The organism is Algiphilus sp. (assembly GCF_965216485.1).
Classification (GTDB): Bacteria; Pseudomonadota; Gammaproteobacteria; order Nevskiales; family Nevskiaceae; genus Algiphilus.
This window is the reverse complement of the sequence record NZ_OZ244162.1, coordinates 236,762-254,944: the sequence shown is the minus strand read 5'-3', so window position 1 is coordinate 254,944 and position 18,183 is coordinate 236,762. Positions and strand designations below refer to the sequence as shown.

Here is an 18,183-nt window from a genome sequence, read left to right as displayed (position 1 = left end):
CGCAGCTCAACCCGCCTTGTGGTGCTGCCTTGGCCGGAGGAGACTGCTGCCATGGCAAAAGAGAGTGGTTCCGATACGGTTTCCAGGCAAGGCTGCGGCGGCTGCACCGGCAATGGGGGCCTCGATCTCGATTTCACGATGGCCTTCCAGCCGATCGTGGATGTCGCTGCCGGCACGATCTTCGCCCAGGAGGCCTTGGTGCGCGGGCCAGGGGGCGAAGGCGCTCAGACCGTCATCGCTCAGGTCAATGATGACAATCGCTATCGCTTCGATCAGCGCTGCCGCGTCATGGCGGTGGAATGGGCGGCGCGGTTGGGTTTCGACTGCGGTCTCAGCATCAATTTCATGCCCAACGCGGTGTACCAGCCGGAGCGTTGCATTCAGACCACGCTGGACGCTGCCCAACGCGTCGGATTCCCGGTTTCGAACATCATTCTTGAATTCAATGAGGGCGAACAGGTCCTCGATCATGCCCATCTGCGCAATATCGTCGATCACTATCAGGCCATTGGCATGAAGACGGCCATCGACGATTTCGGCGCGGGATTTTCCGGTCTGAATCTGCTGGCGGATGTGCACCCCGACTACATCAAGCTCGACATGGCGCTGATCCGCGGTGTCGACACCTGCCGGTCTCGCCGCGCCATCGTGAAGGGGGTGATGAGCATGTGCGCGGATCTGGACATCACGGTCATCGCGGAAGGCATTGAAAGCCGAGAAGAACTCCATGCGCTTTGGGACGCCGGCATTCATCTCTTTCAGGGATGGTACTTTGCCGCGGCGGCGGTGGAGGCCGCGCCCGACATCCCTGCCGAGCGGTTGGGCTGTCGCCCCGTCTGAACGTCAGCCTGCGGCCGCCGACTATCGCCCCCACTTGGTTCGCGCCGAAGGCCCTGATACCGTGCACACGGTGGTCCCCCTCCGGGAAAAATGAGCGATTCGTGATGATCGGAACATCGTTGTTGCGGTTGCGGCAACAAGGTCTGGCCAGGATTTGGGCCGGATTCACCAGTGTGCTGCTGGTGGCAGCATCCTTCCAGGCCCAGGCGGTGACTGAGCAGGAGGTGGACGCGGCCATCGCGGCATCGCATAAGCTCGCCGAGCGTGCCCAGCTCTCTGCCTCGGGCTCCGCATCGGCGCGGCGCGCCGAGGTGCGCTGCATCCTCTCCGTCATGGAGAAGGAGGCCGGCTCCACGGCCGTGGATGACTACATCAAGATGCTGGAGGCTCAGGCCGCGGGCGGTGACCATAGCCATCCCGCCATCGCCAAGGCCATGCGCCAGCATGGGGCGGTGATGTCGCAAGCGGCCACCACCTGTCGCGGCAATAACTAGGCCATCGGTCCGGTCGCCTCAAGCTGGCTTCAGACTGGTCGATAACGTGGCAGGGTTCCGTGGAGCCGTGCCATGCAGATCACCGATGCCACTCATCAGTTCCTCAGCCAGAGTGCACGCGCCAGCGTGCGTCAGGTACAGCAGCGGCTGATCATTGAGCCCGCCGCGCTGCCGGCCCAGCGGCCGTCAGAGCCACCGTCGCAGGAGCTGGCGGCCGAGTCCACAGACGAGCGCAAGCTAAGTCCACAGCAGCAGCTCAATATCCGCATCCTCGTCGCATTTGTGGAAAAGATGTTCGGCGTGCGTCTCGAGGATCTGGTTTCTCCGTCCGCAAAAATGGAGAAGGACGCGGGGTGGCGGCTGGCACTCGGGGCACTGGAGACAGAGCGCGCGCCACGTGTTCGCTTCGAGCGGGTAGAGCGCTTCTTCGAGGCCGAGTCGATTACGGTCGGGATCACCGCCCAGCTCGACTTTGGCAACGGCCGCCGTCTGGATGGAGAGCTGTTCCTGCGCATGGACCGCAGCTTCTACAGCGAACGCCACTTCTCGCTTGAGACCGGCCGGCGTCAGGATCCCTTGGTGCTCAATTTCAATGGCCAGGGGGTGGCGCTGCTCGATCAGCGGCTGGGCTTCGACCTCAGGGCGGATGGCTCGATGGTGGCCATGCCCGTGCTCGCGCCGGGCAATGCCATGCTGACTGCCGACCGCAACGGCGACGGGCGCATCAATGACGGCAGCGAGGTTCTGGGCGCACGCAGCGGCGATGCGTGGTCGGACCTGCGTCGGCTGGACGCGGATGGCAACGGCTTCATCGACGCCCAGGACCCGGCCTTTCAGACCCTGCGACTCTGGGAGCGCGACGGCAGTGGCAAGGAGCGCCTGTCGAGCCTGGCCGAACGCGGTGTGCGCGCCATCGGGCTGCAGCACATTGGCTCGCCCTTCGCACTGAAGGACGGTCACAACCAGGAGCTCGGTGTGATTCGCAGCACCGGGTACTTCCTGGACGAGCAATTCCGGCTTCGTCCCGCGCAACAGATCGATCTGACCGTGTAAGTGCGCGCGCGCCTGGGTCGGTGCGATGAAGGCCGTGCCACAGGCCGCACGTCTGCCGTGAGTGCGACGCCACAATCCTGCAAGCTAACGGCCTGAATCAACGGGAGCGAGACCATGTGGCAAAGAAGTGTTCTATGGGGTGTGGCGCTGGCGCTGACGGCCGGCATTGCCCAGGCGCAGCCGGCTGGGGATGGGGCGCTGTCGCCCGAGGCGCTCGCGCGCTGCGCCAGCGAGGTGCACCGGTTGCGTACGGAATCGCTGCGTCTGTTGGAGCAATCGCACGCCAACGACGTCCAGCGCGCCTCTCTGGCCGAGCAGCGACGGGCGCTGGCCGCCGACCCGTCCGCACGCCCCGATTACAACGCACGTGCAGAAGCCTTTAACGCGGAAATGCAGCAGTTCCGCGCGGATGTTCGCGCCCTGAACGCGCTCAAGGCGCATTACGAACGGCATTGCGCGCAGCGGCCTTACCGCCGCGCCGACCTTGAGGCCTTGCCCGAGGCCCATCGCTATGCCATGCGACAGGGGCTGTCCGACATTCGCGTGCCTTTTTTCGACGAGGGAGCGGACGCGGAGAGGCGCGCGCCCTAACGGCTACAATGCACACCGTGCGAGGCGTGCCGCCCGATGCAAGGCGGCGCCTGTTCTTCGCGCTCTGGCCCGATGAGCGCACGCGCAGCGCGCTGCTTCGGTACCGGCGCCAACCGGACGCGGGAGGTCGGCCGGTTCCGAGCGATCACTTGCACCTGACGCTCGCCTTTGCGGGGACGGTCAGCCAGGCGCAGGCGCAGCATCTCCATCAAATGGCCGCCGAGGTCAGGGCCTTCGCTTTTGCCCTGCAGCTGGATTGGATCGACCACTTCCGCGAGGCGCGTGTGCAGTGGCTCGGTCCGCGCCGGGTGCCGGATGCCCTTCCGCACCTGGCATCAGCGCTGTGCGCCCTGTGCCGCGAGGCCGGGGTCGATCTGAGCGAAGCGCCATTTCGACCCCACGTGACCCTGCAGCGGCACATTTGCCGGCCGCTGTGCGGGCCCGTGGCACCGGCACCTTTTTGGCAGGTGGAGGACTTCGTGCTGGTGGAATCCGGCGCGCATGGCAAGCCGGGGCCTTACCGGATTGTGGCGCGCTGGCCCTTGTGCTAGTCGAAAAGCCCCGTCGCCAGGGGCTTCCGCGGAATTGTTACAACATTGTCACGAAACCGTCATCTTGCGGCGGTACCGTGCGCCCACTTTCGCGGAGTTGGACGCATAACCATGACTCGGATCCATCGCGGGCGCGCGTTTTTTGCGCTGCTCATCGGTGTCGGCGTGGGTATTGCTTCGCCTGCCACAGCGCAGAGCGAGGACATCGATACCCTGACTGACAATCTTGTAAGCCTGCGCAGCGACGTGGAGTCGCTCAACAGCAAGCTCAATCAGGAGCAGGAAACGCACAAGCAGGAAATGCGTGCGTTGCTGTCGCGCAAGGGGCAGTTGACCAACGAGATCCGGCGTCAGGAGCTGGAGATCGAGCGTCTGCGCAAGGCTCTGGACGAGGCACGCACCGAGGCACAGAGCGCGACCGCCGATGCCCAGGATCTGCTGCCGATGCTGGACGCGGCCATCACCCAGATGCGCGCCTACATCGAAGCCGAGCTGCCCTTCAAGCGTGCGGAGCGTCTGGCGGCGCTGGATGAAATCCAGACCCAGCTCGACACCGGGGTCGTGACCGGGCCGAAGGGCGTCAACCGCCTGTGGAGCTTCTACGAAGACGAACTGCGCTTGGCCCGCGAAACCGGTCTGTTCCGCCAGTCGGTGGACCTGGGTGGCCAGAAGCAGCTCGCGGATGTGGCGCGGCTTGGCATGGTCGGTCTGTTCTTCCGTACCGAAGACGGGCAGGTCGGCATGGCGGTCGAGGAAGACGGCCAGTGGCGCTATCAGACGGTGAGTGATGGTGCCGACCAGAACCAGATCGTGGCCCTGTTCGATGCCCTCGACAAGAACATCCGCTCTGGCTACTACCAGCTTCCGAATCCGCTCGCGGAGGGCTCGCAGTGATCCGTCTTACCGCAATCATCGTCGCACTTGGCCTGAGCACCGCTGTCTGGGCGCAGGCCGAGGGTGGTGCAGCGGCAGCTGCACCCAATGCCAGTCAGCAGGCGGCGTCGTCCGCTAACGCCGAGCACGAGCTGCGCAAGGCCTACCAGCGCGAATACGCCTTCCTGGTGGCACAGAAGCGCGAACTCGAACAGCGCCTGCGCAGCTTCCGCACCGAGGCGCAGAACGAGATCTCCGAGCTGCAGCAGGACACGGATCAGCTCGAGAGCCAGCTGCTCAGCCTGGAGTCCACGGCCGATCGCGTGAATGATCAGCTCAGTGTCGCGCGCCAGTCCCTGGAATCCCGTACCGGCGACGAGGGCATTCTGGATGCCACCCTGGAGCAGGCCCGCGCCAGTCTCAAGGACGCCGGCTTCGCGCCGGCGGAGCAGCCCGACGCCTCACTGCCGGAACGCGCCCAAATCCGGTTTGGCGCGGCGATGGAGGCATTGAGCGCGTTCAGCACGGTCCGCGTCGAAGACGGCGCCTTCTTCCTTGCCGACGGTACCGAAGTCGAGGGCCAAGTCGTGCATTACGGGCAGGTCGCCAGTTTCGGCGTGAGCGAGCAGGGCAGCGGTGCCCTGGCGCCGGCCGGTGGTGGTGCGCTCAAGCTGTGGCCTGATTCCAGTGCGGCCGATGCCGAGGCGCTGGCCGCCGGTCAGCAGCCGGACACCCTGGGCCTGTTCCTGATCGAGAACCGCAACCGCGCGGTGGCCGACAGCGGTGATAAGACCGTGCTCGAGGTCATCGAGAGCGGTGGTGCGATCGCGTGGATCATTGTGGTTCTCGGCGGTATAGCGGCCTTGCTCGCCCTGCTGCGCTTCATCTTCCTGACGCGCGCCGGTGCCAACACCCAGACCATCTCCGAGAAAGTCGGCAATCTGGTCGCCAGCGGCAAGCCCCAGGAGGCGCTGGCCGTCTGCGAAAAGACCGGCGGCGCCACCGCCAAGGTCGTGGCCGCGGCCCTGCGCAATCTCGACCGCGATCCCAAGCACCTCGACGACATCATCTCCGAGAGCACGCTCGGCGAGTCCGACTATCTCGACCGTTACGGCACCTTGCTGCTGGTGATTGCGGCCATCTCGCCGCTGCTCGGCCTGCTCGGCACCGTCACCGGCATGATCTCGACCTTCGACGTCATCACCGAATTCGGTACCGGCGATCCCAAGTTGCTCTCGGGCGGCATTTCGACCGCCCTGGTGACCACGGAGCTTGGCCTCATCGTGGCGATTCCGACCCTGCTGCTGGGCAACGTGCTCTCCGGCTGGGCCGAGCGGATCAAGGATGGCATGGAGCAGGCCGCTCTCAATGTGGTGAACAAGTATCGGGAGCTCGGAGCCCGGGCATGAGCTTCGGCGACTTTGTCGGCGACCTGATGTTCTATTACCGGTCCGGCGGCTTCGTCATGCCGCCGCTGGTCATTGCAACGGTCCTCATGTGGTACGGGCTGGGTTATCGCATCGCCGTCATCAAGCGCGGCAGCGATGATCCGATCCGGCTGCTGGTCGACCGTGTGCGCGAGAAGGGCGCGGATGCGCTTCCCAAGCGTGGCATCGTCCCGAATGCGGTCGCCGTGGGTCTGGAAGCTCAGGCGCGCCGCCTGCCCAATCTTCGTGACCACCTGGATGTCGCCTTTGGTCAGTATCGGCAGATGATGAAGGGCTTCTCGATCATGACCCAGTCGATCATCGCCATTGCTCCGCTGCTGGGTCTGCTCGGCACGGTGGTGGGCATGGTCGAGACCTTTGATTCGCTGCAGGACATGCAGTTGTTTTCCCAGTCCGGTGGTATCGCCGGCGGTATCTCACAAGCGCTGATCACCACGCAGTTCGGCCTCGCGATCGCCATTCCCGGCCTGGTCGTGCACGGCTTCCTGTCGCGGCGCGCCCAACGCATCGAAGTCGACCTCGCCCAGCTCACCGATCTGCTGTGCGCGGAAGACGCCGATAACCAGAAACAGGAGGTGCGGGCATGAGCAGTCGCTTCCGCAAGAGCCGCGAGCCCAGCGGCATCGATATTTCACCGCTGATCGACATGGTCTTCATTCTGTTGATCTTCTTCATGGTCAGCACGACCTTCGTGAAGGACATGGACCTGGACATCAACCGGCCCAGTGCGCAGACCGCGCAGCAGTCCTCGACCAAGGCGATTCGCGTCTATATCGATAATCAGGGCAACACCTATCTCGACGGCCAGCCGGTTCGGGTCTGGGTCATCCAGAGCCGCTTGCGCGACATGCTCGCCGCCGCCGGCAATCCGGGTGTGCTTGTCGTCACCGATTCCGAGGTGCCTTCGGGCCGCCTCGTGGAAGTCGTGGATCAATGTCGCTTGGCCGGCGCCGAAGATGTCGGCGTCGCCACCGAGCAGGAAGCAGGGTCTGGCGTATGAATCACATGAATCCCCTCCGTTTGCACTCGCGTGCCTTCACCTGGGCCGTGGTCGGCACCGTCGGCGTCTTCGCCGGTGTGACGCTGGTCAATCAGCTCGCTTCCGCGCCGACGCCGGACCAGGAGGATACGGGCCGGCAGATCGAGATGGTGCGCAAGCAGCCACCGCCTCCGCCGCCGAAGCCAGAGCGGCAGCCTGAACCCCCACCGCAGCAGGCCAAGGCGCCGCCGCCGCCTCCGCTGTCCGGCCTGTCGCAGGGCCTGTCGGGTGTCGACCTTGGGCTGAACTTCGGCTCCTGGGAGTTCGGCGCAGTGGATGAGTCCCTGCTCGGCCAGAACGACGACGTGGTCATGACCGGCGATACGGTGGATGTCGCGCCCCGGCCACAATCCAGAGGCGCCATGCCCTATCCGCCAGAAGCGCGCGCCAAGGGCGTCGAAGGCTATGTTCTGGTCAGCCTGCTGATCAACAAGCGCGGCGAAGTCGCTGACGCACGCATCGTCGAAGCGCAGCCCAGCGGTGTCTTCGATGAGGTCGTTCTCAGCGCGATCCGGCAGTGGCAGTTCAGCCCGGCCGAATACAAGGGCGAAAAGGTCAAGGTCTGGGCGAACCAGCGCGTGCGCTTTGATCTGAGCTGATCCGATGATGCTCCGCCGACTCCTCATGCTCTGCCTGCTGGCAGTGCTGCCCACGCTTGCGCCGGTGCAGGCCAGCGACGAAGTCGACTACGTCGGGCTCGCCTCGCTGCTGCTCAAGGACGGTCACTATGATCGCGCCGAGGGCGCCCTGGCCAATGTCGACGAGTCCGACGAGGACCTCGATCGCGTGCGCTATTTCACCCTCAAGGGCCTGATCAAGCTGCGCAATCAGCTGCACGCCGAGGCAAAGCAGGCCCTGAACGAGGCGATTGCCGCCGGGCAGGAAGATCCGGTCGTCTACCTCTATCTGGCACAGGCCCACTTTGGCCTGAATGAGTACCGTGCCACTCTGGATGCGCTGCAGAAGGCCGGTGCCGAAACGCAGGGGCGGCCCGAGATCGTCGTCTTCCGCGCCCAGGCGCACTGGCAGCTGGGTGAGAAGTTCAAGGCGTGGGACGTGCTGGCCGACGCCTCCGAGCAGTTCCCCGATGAAGGTGAGTTCGTGCGACGCCGCGTCTTCATGCTGATTGATCTGGGCATGTACCGGGCCGCCGCTGACCTGGGTCTTGACTATATCGGTCGCTTCGGCGCCGAGGAACCCGACCTGCTGGCCATCGGTCGCGCCCTGCGGCAAAGCGGTGAGCCGGAGCGGGCGCTGGCCTTCCTGGAGCAGGCCTATCTGCGCTATCCGGGCAGCAAGTCGGCCATGCTCGAGCTGGCTCATACCTATCTGGAGACGCGGCGCACACTGGCCGCCGCACATCTGTTCGAGCAGGCCGCCGCCTTCTACCCCGAACTGACCTCGGAAGCCTCCGAGCTGTACCGCGAGGCGGGCCAACCCATGCACGCCTTGAACCTCAACGCGCGTACGGCCGATTCGGAGAAGAAATTCAAGCAGCGCCTGGCGTTGCTGGTGCAACTCGAGGCCTTTGAGCAGGTCGCGGCCATGGAGCGCGATCTGCAGCGCGTCGGCCTGACCGAGGAAGGCTCGGTGCGCTACGCGCTGGCCTACGCCTTCTTCAAGACCGGGCGCTTCGAGAAGGCCGAATCCTATCTCGCCGGTCTGTCCGACCCAGATCTCTTCAAGCAGGCCACCAATCTCCGAAGCGCGATGAGCAGCTGCGAGGAAAGCCCGTGGGCATGTCTGTGAAAACCTTCTTCATCCGGCTGTTCGCGGTGGTGGGCTGTCTCTTTTCCGCCGCGCTGTACGCCAGCGATGCCCAGGTCAGCATCTTCGTGCTGCAGGAAGGGAGCGCCGTGCAGGGCATGGAGCTGAGCCTGGACGGCAAGCGTCTGGGCAAGACCGATGCCGACGGTGCGGCCTTTGTGGATATCCCCAGTGGTGAGCATCTGCTAGAGCTGACCGCACCCGGCGGCGAAACGCCGATCTACTCGCAGCGCATCAAAGCGGAAGCCAATGACTTCATCCAGCTCATCGTGACGCTGGAGCCCACCGGCCAGGCCGATGCCGACATCGAGGGCGGCAGCGGTGCGCAGCCGGTGCAGCAGGAAGTGGAGGGCGTACCCGGCACGCTGACCGGGCGCATCGTGTCCGCGGAAGACGACAGTCCCATCGAGAACGCCCAGGTCTTCGTGAGCGGTTCGCGTGAATCCGCGCGCACGGATGCGGACGGCCGCTTCAGTCTGCAGGTGCCGGAGGGCAATTACGCCATCTCCATCGTTCACCCGCGCTATACCACCCGGACCATCACGGACATCTCGGTTGCCCCCGAAGAGACGGTGGAGCAGATGGTGTCGCTGACGCCCAGCGGCCTGGAGTTGCGCGAGTTCGTCGTGACGGCGCCGTACATCGAGGGCTCGGTCGCCTCGGTACTGTCGGAACAGCGGGAATCCAGCGCAGTGGTCGACGTGCTCGGCGCCGAGCAGATGTCGCGCTCGGGGGATTCCAACGCCGCCGATGCGCTGGCGCGCGTCACTGGTCTGACCATTGAGGACGGCAAGTTCGTGGTGGTCCGTGGCGCGCCGTCGCGCTATACCAAGACGTTGTTCAACGGCTCGCCGCTGCCCAGTCCGGATCCGATCAAGCGGATCGTGCCTCTGGACTTGTTTCCGACCGGGGTGCTGTCGAGCATCTCGGTATCCAAGAGCTATGACGCCTCGCAGCCGGGCTCTTTCGGCGCCGGCCTGATCAATCTGGAGACGGTCGGGATTCCCGAATCCCCGTTTCTCAATGTGTCCGTCAAGACTGGCGTGAACTCCGTATCGACCGGCGAGGATGGGCTCGATCATGAGGGGGGCGGTACCGATTTCCTCGGTATTGACGATGGGACCCGGGAACTGCCGGAGCAGCTCGATGCGGCGCTGGGCGGCAACGGTTCCGGTGACGATCTGGTGGAGGGCGCGCGCCAACTCAGCAATATCTGGGAAGTCCGCGACTTCAAGCCGCCAGCGGATCTTGGTCTCGGCCTCGGCGCCGGTACCAACACGCAATGGCTTGGCGGCACCTTCGGTGCCATCGGCTCGGTGAGCTGGTCGCAGAAGTACCGCACCCAGGAGCGCATACGAAGGACGTACTCCCTGGGGGGCGATGGCAATCTGGCGCTGCGCGACGACAAGACCGAGTTCCGCACGGATATGAATGTCGATCTGGGTGGGCTTATCGGACTGGGCCTGGAATGGGACCGTCACGCGCTGCGCAGTAACACCTTCGTGATTCGCAAGACCCAGCAGCGTTCGGAGATCATCGAGGGTTTTGATGCCACCAGTGATGACCGCTTCGCGCGGGAATTCCTGCTCGATTGGAACGAGCGCGAGCTGCTCCTGCAGCAGTTCACGGGCGAGCATGAATTCGCCCTCGCCAAGCTCGACTGGCGCACGATGGTGGCGGAAAGTTCGCGCGATGCGCCGGACCGTCGCGATTACATCTACCGCCGTCGTGAGGATGAGGAAGGTAATTTCATCTTCTTCCGACAGAATGGCGCGGCGCGCCGCTGGGACGACAGTGAGGACAGCGTCGTCAGCCTCGAGCTGGACCTGACCATCCCCGTGCTGCAGACCGAGCGGACCGTGCTGAATATCGGCACCGGTGTGTCGACCTATGCGCAGGAGCGTGAATCGCGGACTCAGCGCCTCGAACTCGATGTAGCCCCCGGCGATGACCTCAATCAGCCGCCTGAAGTGCTGCTGGACCCGGCGCGCACCGGAAACGGACTGACGCCCACCGACCAAACCCAGGACAACGATAACTACTTCGGCGATGCCGACGTCAACGCGGCCTACCTCAAGTTCGATTTTGACTGGCTGGATGTCCTGCGCGTGGTCGGCGGCGTGCGCTTCGAGCAGGCGGAGTTCCTGGTCGAGACCTTCGTGGCGGGCGGAAGCGCAGGTGGCCAGTCCGTCACCGGCTCCTTCGATACCGACGATGTGCTCGCCTCGCTGGGTCTCACCTGGCGTATCCGCGACGATCTGCAGCTGCGCGGCAATTTCGGGCAGAGCGTGTCCCGTCCCGTGCTGAACGAACTTTCACCCGCGCGCTATTTCGATCCCGATTCCGGCGACGAATTCCTGGGTAACCCGGAACTGGAGCCGACCGAAATCGACGCCTTCGATCTACGCCTGGAGTGGTATCCGAGCAACGAAGAGGTGCTGTCGGTCGGTGCCTTTCTGAAGGACTACACCAATCCCATCGAGCAGGCCTTCACCGGCGTCGGTGGCTCGGACCCGCTGCGTACGAATCAGAATGCCGAAAGCGCTGAAGTCACCGGCTTCGAATTCTCGGCGCGTACCACGATGACGCGACTGCTCAGCTTCGTGGACCGCGAGTGGGCATGGACCGACAAGGTCTACCTGCAGGCTAACGCATCCTTGATCGATTCCAGCGTCACACTTTCCGCGCAGAATCTGGAGACCAACGTCAACCGCACTCTGCAAGGGCAGGCGGATCAGACGCTGAACTTCCAGTTCGGATACCAGGGTGAACGACAGGACTGGACGGTGTCACTGAACCGCGTCGGTGAGCGGCTGCGGCTGACGGGCCGTCAGGGTCAGCCGGATGTCTTCCAGAGCCCGATCACCGTGGTGGACTTCAAGTACACCATCACCCTCTTCGAGGATTGGAAGGTGGAGGCCAGCATCGGCAATCTGCTCAACGAGGAAGTCGAATGGCTGCAGGGCGGTGAAGTATTCCGCGCGTACGAAACCGGAATCGATGCCGGGCTCGGACTGAAATACAACTTCTGAGGTTGCCTGATGAAGCCCGTCCGACCTCGTTTCGGACGGCGACTGTGCAGGCCCGGTCTTCTTACGGATACCGGGCCTTTTCTTTTGCGGGGATGCCTTCATTTGCCCCGCCGGGTGTCATCTATCTGTCATGAAAATGTCGCATTGGTGCAACGCGACTCCCGTAGTTTGCCGACCACATTTGCGGTACCTCAAGCGACTTCCTATGGAGAGCACAATGCAGAATGCGAAGAGCGCCATCGCGCTTGCCATCGTAGCCGGATTCGGCCTCGCCGCCTGTGGCGGTGGTGGCGGCGGCGGCAACAGTGGCGCTGGTAACGGCGGTAATGGTGGCAACGGTGGTGGTAACGGCGGTGGAAATGGTGGCAACGGCGGTACGCCCACCAGCTTCCAGGAGCAGTTCAGCCAGACCGACCGCTACGACGTGTCGGTCGAGAACTTCACCATTGACGCCAACACCCTGGCGATTTCCTCTGCCAGCAACACCGACAGCGACTTTGACGGCCCGTTCACCACGCCGGCCGGCAACTCCGTGACGCCGGAGGACTACTTCGGAGCGGTGGCCCCGACGGGCACGCCCTTCTGGGCCAACTGGACGGTTCGTCAGTCCGGTATTGACGGCAATCTGCCCGGCGGTGACTTCCACCCGCTGCAGGCTGAGATCACCGGCGGCAGCCTGACTCCGGCTGCCACCAGCAACTGTGCGAATATCGCCGCCGGCCTGGCCGATGGCGGCACCACCGACGTGTTCGGTGTGACCTTCCCGGTCTGCGTCATCACGGACGGCGACCTCGACGGCGATTTCACGCTGACGAATGATCACGTCTATGTGCTCGACGGCACGGTGCAGGTCGGTAACGGGGACGTCGAAGGTGCGTTCGACCAGAGCACCGTGCGTAATGACGTGCTGACGATTGAAGCTGGTACGCAGATCATGGCCGACACCGGCACCACGCCGTCGCTGGTGATCACGCGTGGTTCGACGATCAACGCCATCGGTACCGAAAATCTGCCGATCATCTTCGGTGCGGTGGAGTTCGAAAGCGGCGCCATCCAGAACGATGTCACCGACCTTGATGGCCGCGGCCTCTGGGGCAGCCTCGTGCTCTCGGGCTACGGCGAAATCAACAACGGCGACGACAACGACCAGACCACCACCGAGGCGGTACCGGATGGTGTGACGCGCTGGTTCGGCGGCACCGACAACAGCGATTCCAGCGGCACGCTGCGCTACGTCGTCCTGGCCGAGACCGGTGAAGCCTTCCGTCCGGACGAAGAAGTGCAGGGTCTGACGATCGAAGCCTCCGGTTCCGGCACGACCATCGAGTACGTCCAGATCACCAACTCTGACGACGACGGCATCGAGTGGTTCGGCGGCGCCGCCAACGTGCGCTACGGCGTCATCCAGGGCGTCACCGACGACTCCCTCGACATGGATCTCGGCTTCCAGGGTGTGGTCCAGAATGTGCTGGTCATCCAGGGCGCCAACTTCGGCGACCGCGGTATCGAGTCGGACAGCAACGGCGACAACTTCGGCGTGCTGCCGAAGACCCAGCCGATCCTGGCCAACATCACCATCCTGGGCAACAATGGCAACGAAGGCGGCACGGAAGCCGCACTGCACCGCGAAGGCTTTGGCGGTCAGGTCTACCGCTCCGCCTACGGCGATGACACCGTCATCAACAACGGTGCCTTCGGCGACGGCTGCTTGGATGTCGATGATGAGCTCGACGAAACGCTGCTCTACGGCGACGTGCTGTTCAACTGCAGCGCCGGTGCCCTGGTCGACGATACCGACTAAGGCAACGCGCGATACATGTAGTACACAAGAAGGGCGCCCATCGGGCGCCCTTCTTTTTGCTATCTCATAATGGTGCCGCGGAAGAGCCAAACACGGAGTGCGACACAAAGCGAAGCGCGCCGGCGCATCAGGTGGAAAGCCCCGCCACCACGCATCGCGAAGGCTGTACTGACGAACTCTATTCGGTCCGCCAGCGCTTTCCAGAGTGACTCGGACAGCTTGTCAAGCTGCCTGCTGCTCCAACTGTCGGGACAAGCGGTCCCACACCTTTTCACGCTTGGCGCCATCTCGAAGAGAGGCGATTTCGGCGTCGCTGCGGCGGCGAAGCACCCGACCGGCATCCTCCAGCGCGCCGCCATCGAGCGTGGCGATGATGCACGCAACCGTCCCCCAGCGTTCGTGCAGGCCGCCGGCTAGGTCGAGCAGGTGCTCGAGCAGTGCGCCGCCCTCGGCAGCGAGGATGTGCGCCACGGTGCGCTGAGCGTCCTCATCCATGCGCCCGACCACGTCGAGCAGCATGTCCGCAGCGGCGTCGCTGTTGAGTGCTTCGAGCAGCGCCTCCATGGCCTCCGGTCGACGCAACACGCGCAGCGTGGCGAGCAGGGCGCGCTCGCTCTCATCCGCGTAGCGGGCGAGGTCGAGCAGGGTGCTCCACTCGCCGGCGCTGTGGGCGGCCTCCAGCGCGGCTTCGGCGACTTCCGGACCCTGTTTCAGGGCAGCGTGTGCAACGACGCGCTTGTAGTCCGGGCGCATGACGCGCGCCAGCGGCAATGCCACCGCCAGCAGACCCTCCTCATAGGCGGCGCGGACGAGGTCGCCGAGCAGCCGCTCGTCCTTCACCTTGGGCAGGTTGACGATCTTGCGCCGATAGCGCGGGTGGATATGCGACAAGCCCCTCAGAATGGGGCCCCACAGGCGCTGCTCATCCGCTACTGACACCAGCGTATCGAGGGTGTCCTCGCTCTGTTCGCCCATGATGTCGGCAAGCCGGCCCTTCAGTTCATCGGTGACATGGTCAATGATGAACAGCGCCTGCGGGAGCATGTTGGCCTCGGTGCCGCGCTGCATGATGCGCGCGATGCGGGCATTGTCGATGTTGTGCACGATGCGTCCGAGCTGCTCCCGGCGCTCAATGAAGAAGGCCGTCTGCAAGAGCGCGGTGTCGTCGTCGATAGCGCCGATGACGGCGCGGAGCTGCTGCGCGGAGAGGGCATCACCAAAGCGGCCCATGGTGACGTAGTCCTTGCGCTCGACCAAGAGCAAAGCGGTCTCCTTGACGAGGTCAAGGGGCAGGCGCGGAATCAGCTGTTCCACCTTTTCGGGATCGATGAGGGGCGCGACATCCGCCACGAAGGCAGGCGTCACGTGGCGGGCAATGTTGCGCGCCCGCAGGGGGTTCATCTCTGCGACTACGCGGGCACTGAGCAAGGGCCCGAAACTCTCCATGGCCAGGCGCGCCACATAGCCTGCCGGCAGCATTCGCGTGAAGCGTTCCAACCGAATGAAGCGGTCGCGCTTCTCGTCGAACAAGGTCTTGTTGATGCGCCGCCGCAGGCGCTGGAGCTCATCCGCGCTGGATGCGCTTCCCAGTTCGGCGAGGCTTTCGGGCGCGACATCGAGGAGGACAGCGAGCTTGCCGATTTCGGCGCGTCGGGTCAGTTCCAGGGTATGCAGATCCGCCATGGCCTGTCCTCAGCGCAGAATGGAGCGGACGACGCCGCGAAGAAAAGTGGGCAACTGCTCGGGCCGGCGCGCGATCTCGGATTCGAGTTCGTTCCTTGCCTGGTTCACCGTCGTCTCCACCCGGTCCGCCACCGCCTGGACCACTTCTGCGTCGGCGTAATCGAGGAAATCGATATTGCCTTCCGCGTGCAGGCAACGCTCAAGTTGTTGCTTGGCTGATCCCACGGTCTCTCTCCCTGTCTCCACCGACCCCGCATGCGGCCCTCGCAGAAAGCCCCAGTGTCTGACGGTGGTGCCTCCGGTTGACGTATTTATTCCGTCAATTGATGGCATGATGCCATCGTTCGACGATTGATCTTTGTACACGCTCGGCGGTATCGTAGCAACAGGTGACGATCAGGTCATAACGAAAAGAGCGCCCGCACAGGCGCGTTAAGGAGGCTGCGTTGGAGGAGGAGCAACGGCACGATTCCGCGCCGGAGGAAACGCTGTCGCCGGAGGATGACATAGACTTCGCGCGCTTGGTCGAGTCCATTCCCTTCGCAGCGTTTGCGCGCCGCCAGGCGCAGTACGCGGAATCGCGATTGCTGCAAGGGCTGAAGCGCAAGCTGGACGGGCTGGACGATGCCATTGGCAAGGCATCGCTGCCGCTCGCGACCGCCAAGGCAGCGCTTCAGTCCGCACCGGACCCAGGCAGCGCCTTTCAGCAATTGCTCGAACAGTCCCTCGATCAGCGCCGCGACACGGCGGAGATCGACCTGCTTGGTCGTCTGGTCGAGCAACTCAGTTGCGACGAGGCGCGCATCCTGTCCGCCATGTCGGACCGCGAGCCGGTACCGGCCTGTCATGTCGTCGCGACCTCGCTGGTGGGCAGAGACAGCGTTCCCGTGCTGGCCAATATGAGTCGCGTGGGTGCCGATGCCGGAGTGATGCTGCCCGAATACGTCCCGCATTACCTGACCCATCTGCTGGCACTCGGCCTGGTGCATACCGCTCCGGAGGACCGCGAAGCCGGCGATCGCTACGCCATGCTGGAAAGCGAAGAGCGCGTGCGCGAGGCAATGCGGCATATCGAGGAGACGCTACGGCTGCGCCCGCGCGTGCAGCGCTTCAGTGTGGTGATCACCCTACTGGGTGCACGGCTCTGCGCGCTTGGGCAGGAAGCCGAGATGCGGCGCTGAGCCGGATCATCGGGGGAATATCGCGACCACGCAGCCGTCTGCTGGGTCGCAAGAAAACAAAAGGGAGGGCGGCCCCACCGCCTGAGAACGATTGAAGAGACGTTATGGAATCCGGAATCGCTGATTTTCTGGCCAACCCCTGGGTCTATCTGTCGATGCCCGTCATCAGTGCTGTCGTGGGTTACGGCACCAATGTGGTGGCGATCTACATGATGTTCCATCCGGTGGAGTTCTTCGGCATCAAGGTGAAGAACTGGCCCAACATCCTCGGCTGGCAGGGCATCATTCCGCGGCGCGCCGCGCATATGGCATCGGTCTGCGTCGACACCATCACCAAGCACCTGATCACGCAGGAAGAGATGTTCGCGCGCCTGGATGCCGAGCGCATCGCCGGCGAGCTGGACGGGCCGCTCAATGCGATGATCGAGGACATCGTCGACAAGGTCATGGGCGAGCATCAACCCACCTTGTGGGAATCGCTGCCGCAGGTCGTCAAGCGCCAGATCTACAAGCGCGTGAAGTCCGAGATGCCCAGCGTGATCAGCGAGATCATGGAAGAGATCAAGACCAACATCAATCAGATGTACGATCTCAAGGACATGGTCATCACCAATCTGACCAAGGATAAGGCACTCCTGAATCAGATCTTTGCCGAAGTAGGCCACGCCGAATTCAAGTTCATCGCCCGCTCCGGCATCTACTTTGGTGGTCTGTTCGGCGTCGTGCAGATGGGGGTCTGGGTCTTCTATCAGGAATGGTGGCTGCTGCCGGCCTTTGGTCTGGCGGTGGGCTACGCCACCAACTGGATCGCCCTGCAGATGATCTTCAATCCGAAGGAGATCGTGCGTGTCGGGCCTTTCCGCATCCAGGGTCTTTTCATGAAGCGGCAGGAGGAAGTCGCGCGTGACTTCGGCAAGCTGGTCGCGGCGCAGGTGCTGACGCCGGCCAATATCATCGAGGCCATCCTCAAGGGGCCCTATTCCGACAAGGTCTTCACCACCATCGGCCGGCACGTGCAGCGCACCATCGACGAGCAAACCAGCGTGGCCAAGCCCTTCGTCACCTTTACCGTGGGTACGCAGTCCTATCGTCGAATGAAGGCCAGCGCGGTCACGCAGATCATCGATGCCCTGCCCGACGCCCTGCACCATATCGAGCACTACGCCAACGACGCGCTGGATCTGGAGAACACACTGTCGACGCGCCTGGCTGGGCTACCGCCGCGCGATTTCGAGGGCATGCTGCGCCCTGCCTTCGAGCAGGACGAGTGGATTCTGATCGCGGTCGGTGCCGCCCTCGGCATGATGGTCGGCATCTTCCAGCTGGTCGTGCTCTTCGGTGACGAAATGGGTATCTGGGAAGGCGAAGCAGGCGCGGCCGCTGCGGCGCAGTCGGCCGTGCAGTGGCTGAGCGCCACGGGTCTGGGCTGATTTGCGCATGGTGTTGCCACCTGGTCGGTCCTTAGGGCCATCCGCATGAGCACCGGAACCGGTGCGCTGCTGTTCATCGCCTCCATGCTGTGCTTCGCTGTCGGCTTTGGTGCGGCATGGCTGCGCGCGCGACGCCGCGTGCAGGCGCGCATCCACGACCGGTTGCGCCAGGAGATGGAGCAGCGCATGGCGGAGGAGGTGCTGCGCCGGCTGCGCGACGACAGCAGCCTGCATGAAGACATCGAGAAGACGCTTCGTGAGCAGGGATACGCCACCCAAGAGGGCAAACCGGACGCACCCGATTTCAGCGCGGAGCCACCGCCGGACTCGAAGGGCGCGCCGCCATCCCAGGAGCCTGGCCGAGGGGGCTAGGCTGCGGGCAGCCAGGCGCAAGGCGGGC

General features: G+C 64.1%; 18 protein-coding genes. 16 read left to right on the top strand and 2 right to left on the bottom strand.

The features are described 5' to 3' along the window. Positions 1-51 precede the first annotated feature (51 nt). The 13 genes from ACOOFO_RS01145 (at position 52) to ACOOFO_RS01085 (ending at position 13,489) form a co-directional block, all read left to right on the top strand. The gene (locus ACOOFO_RS01145; protein WP_420427829.1) at positions 52-840 is read left to right on the top strand and encodes an EAL domain-containing protein; all 789 of its coding nucleotides are present in this window, start codon (positions 52-54) and stop codon (positions 838-840) included. 104 nt (positions 841-944) lie between these two features. Beyond that, positions 945-1,334 (top strand): hypothetical protein, encoded by a 390-nt coding sequence (locus ACOOFO_RS01140; RefSeq protein WP_420427828.1) that lies wholly within the window; start codon positions 945-947, stop codon positions 1,332-1,334. A 72-nt stretch (positions 1,335-1,406) separates the two neighbouring features. After that, the gene (locus ACOOFO_RS01135) at positions 1,407-2,387 is read left to right on the top strand and encodes a hypothetical protein (protein ID WP_420427827.1); all 981 of its coding nucleotides are present in this window, start codon (positions 1,407-1,409) and stop codon (positions 2,385-2,387) included. 114 nt (positions 2,388-2,501) lie between these two features. Then, on the top strand, positions 2,502-2,978 hold the full coding sequence (locus ACOOFO_RS01130) for a hypothetical protein (RefSeq protein ID WP_420427826.1): 477 nt from the start codon (positions 2,502-2,504) through the stop codon (positions 2,976-2,978). A gap of 8 nt (positions 2,979-2,986) precedes the next feature. Further along, entirely contained in the window at positions 2,987-3,529 is a 543-nt protein-coding gene (gene thpR, locus ACOOFO_RS01125) for an RNA 2',3'-cyclic phosphodiesterase (protein ID WP_420427825.1), read from the top strand. Positions 3,530-3,640: 111 nt separating this feature from the next. Then, positions 3,641-4,423 carry a DUF3450 family protein gene (locus ACOOFO_RS01120; RefSeq protein WP_420427824.1) on the top strand — a complete coding sequence of 261 codons (783 nt, stop codon included), beginning with the start codon at positions 3,641-3,643 and terminating at the stop codon, positions 4,421-4,423. Continuing rightward, positions 4,420-5,811: a MotA/TolQ/ExbB proton channel family protein gene (locus ACOOFO_RS01115; protein WP_420427823.1), complete on the top strand. Its 1,392-nt coding sequence runs from the start codon at positions 4,420-4,422 to the stop codon at positions 5,809-5,811. Before ACOOFO_RS01120 ends, ACOOFO_RS01115 begins: the two co-directional genes overlap by 4 nt. Beyond that, positions 5,808-6,437 (top strand): MotA/TolQ/ExbB proton channel family protein, encoded by a 630-nt coding sequence (locus ACOOFO_RS01110; RefSeq protein ID WP_420427822.1) that lies wholly within the window; start codon positions 5,808-5,810, stop codon positions 6,435-6,437. Before ACOOFO_RS01115 ends, ACOOFO_RS01110 begins: the two co-directional genes overlap by 4 nt. Then, a complete protein-coding gene (locus ACOOFO_RS01105; protein ID WP_223054973.1) occupies positions 6,434-6,850 on the top strand; it encodes an ExbD/TolR family protein in 417 nt (138 codons plus the stop codon). The genes ACOOFO_RS01110 and ACOOFO_RS01105 overlap by 4 nt, the downstream gene beginning before the upstream one ends. Before the next feature lie 5 nt (positions 6,851-6,855). Next, positions 6,856-7,488 (top strand): energy transducer TonB, encoded by a 633-nt coding sequence (locus ACOOFO_RS01100; RefSeq protein WP_420427821.1) that lies wholly within the window; start codon positions 6,856-6,858, stop codon positions 7,486-7,488. Between the two features lie 4 nt (positions 7,489-7,492). Further along, positions 7,493-8,638 (top strand): tetratricopeptide repeat protein, encoded by a 1,146-nt coding sequence (locus ACOOFO_RS01095; protein WP_420427820.1) that lies wholly within the window; start codon positions 7,493-7,495, stop codon positions 8,636-8,638. Then, the gene (locus ACOOFO_RS01090) at positions 8,629-11,688 is read left to right on the top strand and encodes a TonB-dependent receptor domain-containing protein (RefSeq protein ID WP_420427819.1); all 3,060 of its coding nucleotides are present in this window, start codon (positions 8,629-8,631) and stop codon (positions 11,686-11,688) included. The genes ACOOFO_RS01095 and ACOOFO_RS01090 overlap by 10 nt, the downstream gene beginning before the upstream one ends. A gap of 217 nt (positions 11,689-11,905) precedes the next feature. Beyond that, a complete protein-coding gene (locus ACOOFO_RS01085; protein WP_420427818.1) occupies positions 11,906-13,489 on the top strand; it encodes a hypothetical protein in 1,584 nt (527 codons plus the stop codon). Positions 13,490-13,711: 222 nt separating this feature from the next. Here the strand turns inward: ACOOFO_RS01085 and ACOOFO_RS01080 are convergent, their stop codons facing one another. After that, entirely contained in the window at positions 13,712-15,172 is a 1,461-nt protein-coding gene (locus tag ACOOFO_RS01080) for a hypothetical protein (RefSeq protein ID WP_420427817.1), read from the bottom strand. A gap of 9 nt (positions 15,173-15,181) precedes the next feature. Continuing rightward, positions 15,182-15,397, bottom strand: a complete 216-nt coding sequence (locus tag ACOOFO_RS01075; RefSeq protein ID WP_420427816.1) for a hypothetical protein — start codon at positions 15,395-15,397, stop codon at positions 15,182-15,184. A gap of 221 nt (positions 15,398-15,618) precedes the next feature. On the opposite strand from ACOOFO_RS01075, the gene ACOOFO_RS01070 reads away from it, so the two are divergent. The 3 genes from ACOOFO_RS01070 to ACOOFO_RS01060 all read left to right on the top strand — a co-directional run bounded on the left by ACOOFO_RS01070 (position 15,619) and on the right by ACOOFO_RS01060 (position 18,155). Next, entirely contained in the window at positions 15,619-16,353 is a 735-nt protein-coding gene (locus tag ACOOFO_RS01070; protein ID WP_420427815.1) for an Abi-alpha family protein, read from the top strand. A gap of 104 nt (positions 16,354-16,457) precedes the next feature. After that, a complete protein-coding gene (locus ACOOFO_RS01065; protein WP_420427814.1) occupies positions 16,458-17,783 on the top strand; it encodes a DUF445 family protein in 1,326 nt (441 codons plus the stop codon). 45 nt (positions 17,784-17,828) lie between these two features. After that, positions 17,829-18,155, top strand: a complete 327-nt coding sequence (locus tag ACOOFO_RS01060) for a hypothetical protein (RefSeq protein ID WP_420427813.1) — start codon at positions 17,829-17,831, stop codon at positions 18,153-18,155. Positions 18,156-18,183 lie beyond the last annotated feature (28 nt).

Excerpts from the sequence above, each read along its gene's own strand:
- ACOOFO_RS01145 (WP_420427829.1), top strand. The coding sequence starts at position 52 with ATGGCAAAAGAGAGTGGTTCCGATACGGTTTCCAGGCAAGGCTGCGGC.
- ACOOFO_RS01140 (WP_420427828.1), top strand. The coding sequence starts at position 945 with ATGATCGGAACATCGTTGTTGCGGTTGCGGCAACAAGGTCTGGCCAGG.
- ACOOFO_RS01135 (WP_420427827.1), top strand. The coding sequence starts at position 1,407 with ATGCAGATCACCGATGCCACTCATCAGTTCCTCAGCCAGAGTGCACGC.
- ACOOFO_RS01130 (WP_420427826.1), top strand. The coding sequence starts at position 2,502 with ATGTGGCAAAGAAGTGTTCTATGGGGTGTGGCGCTGGCGCTGACGGCC.
- thpR (WP_420427825.1), top strand. The coding sequence starts at position 2,987 with ATGCACACCGTGCGAGGCGTGCCGCCCGATGCAAGGCGGCGCCTGTTC.
- ACOOFO_RS01120 (WP_420427824.1), top strand. The coding sequence starts at position 3,641 with ATGACTCGGATCCATCGCGGGCGCGCGTTTTTTGCGCTGCTCATCGGT.
- ACOOFO_RS01110 (WP_420427822.1), top strand. The coding sequence starts at position 5,808 with ATGAGCTTCGGCGACTTTGTCGGCGACCTGATGTTCTATTACCGGTCC.
- ACOOFO_RS01105 (WP_223054973.1), top strand. The coding sequence starts at position 6,434 with ATGAGCAGTCGCTTCCGCAAGAGCCGCGAGCCCAGCGGCATCGATATT.
- ACOOFO_RS01100 (WP_420427821.1), top strand. The coding sequence starts at position 6,856 with ATGAATCCCCTCCGTTTGCACTCGCGTGCCTTCACCTGGGCCGTGGTC.
- ACOOFO_RS01095 (WP_420427820.1), top strand. The coding sequence starts at position 7,493 with ATGATGCTCCGCCGACTCCTCATGCTCTGCCTGCTGGCAGTGCTGCCC.
- ACOOFO_RS01090 (WP_420427819.1), top strand. The coding sequence starts at position 8,629 with ATGTCTGTGAAAACCTTCTTCATCCGGCTGTTCGCGGTGGTGGGCTGT.
- ACOOFO_RS01085 (WP_420427818.1), top strand. The coding sequence starts at position 11,906 with ATGCAGAATGCGAAGAGCGCCATCGCGCTTGCCATCGTAGCCGGATTC.
- ACOOFO_RS01080 (WP_420427817.1), bottom strand. The coding sequence starts at position 15,172 with ATGGCGGATCTGCATACCCTGGAACTGACCCGACGCGCCGAAATCGGC.
- ACOOFO_RS01065 (WP_420427814.1), top strand. The coding sequence starts at position 16,458 with ATGGAATCCGGAATCGCTGATTTTCTGGCCAACCCCTGGGTCTATCTG.
- ACOOFO_RS01060 (WP_420427813.1), top strand. The coding sequence starts at position 17,829 with ATGAGCACCGGAACCGGTGCGCTGCTGTTCATCGCCTCCATGCTGTGC.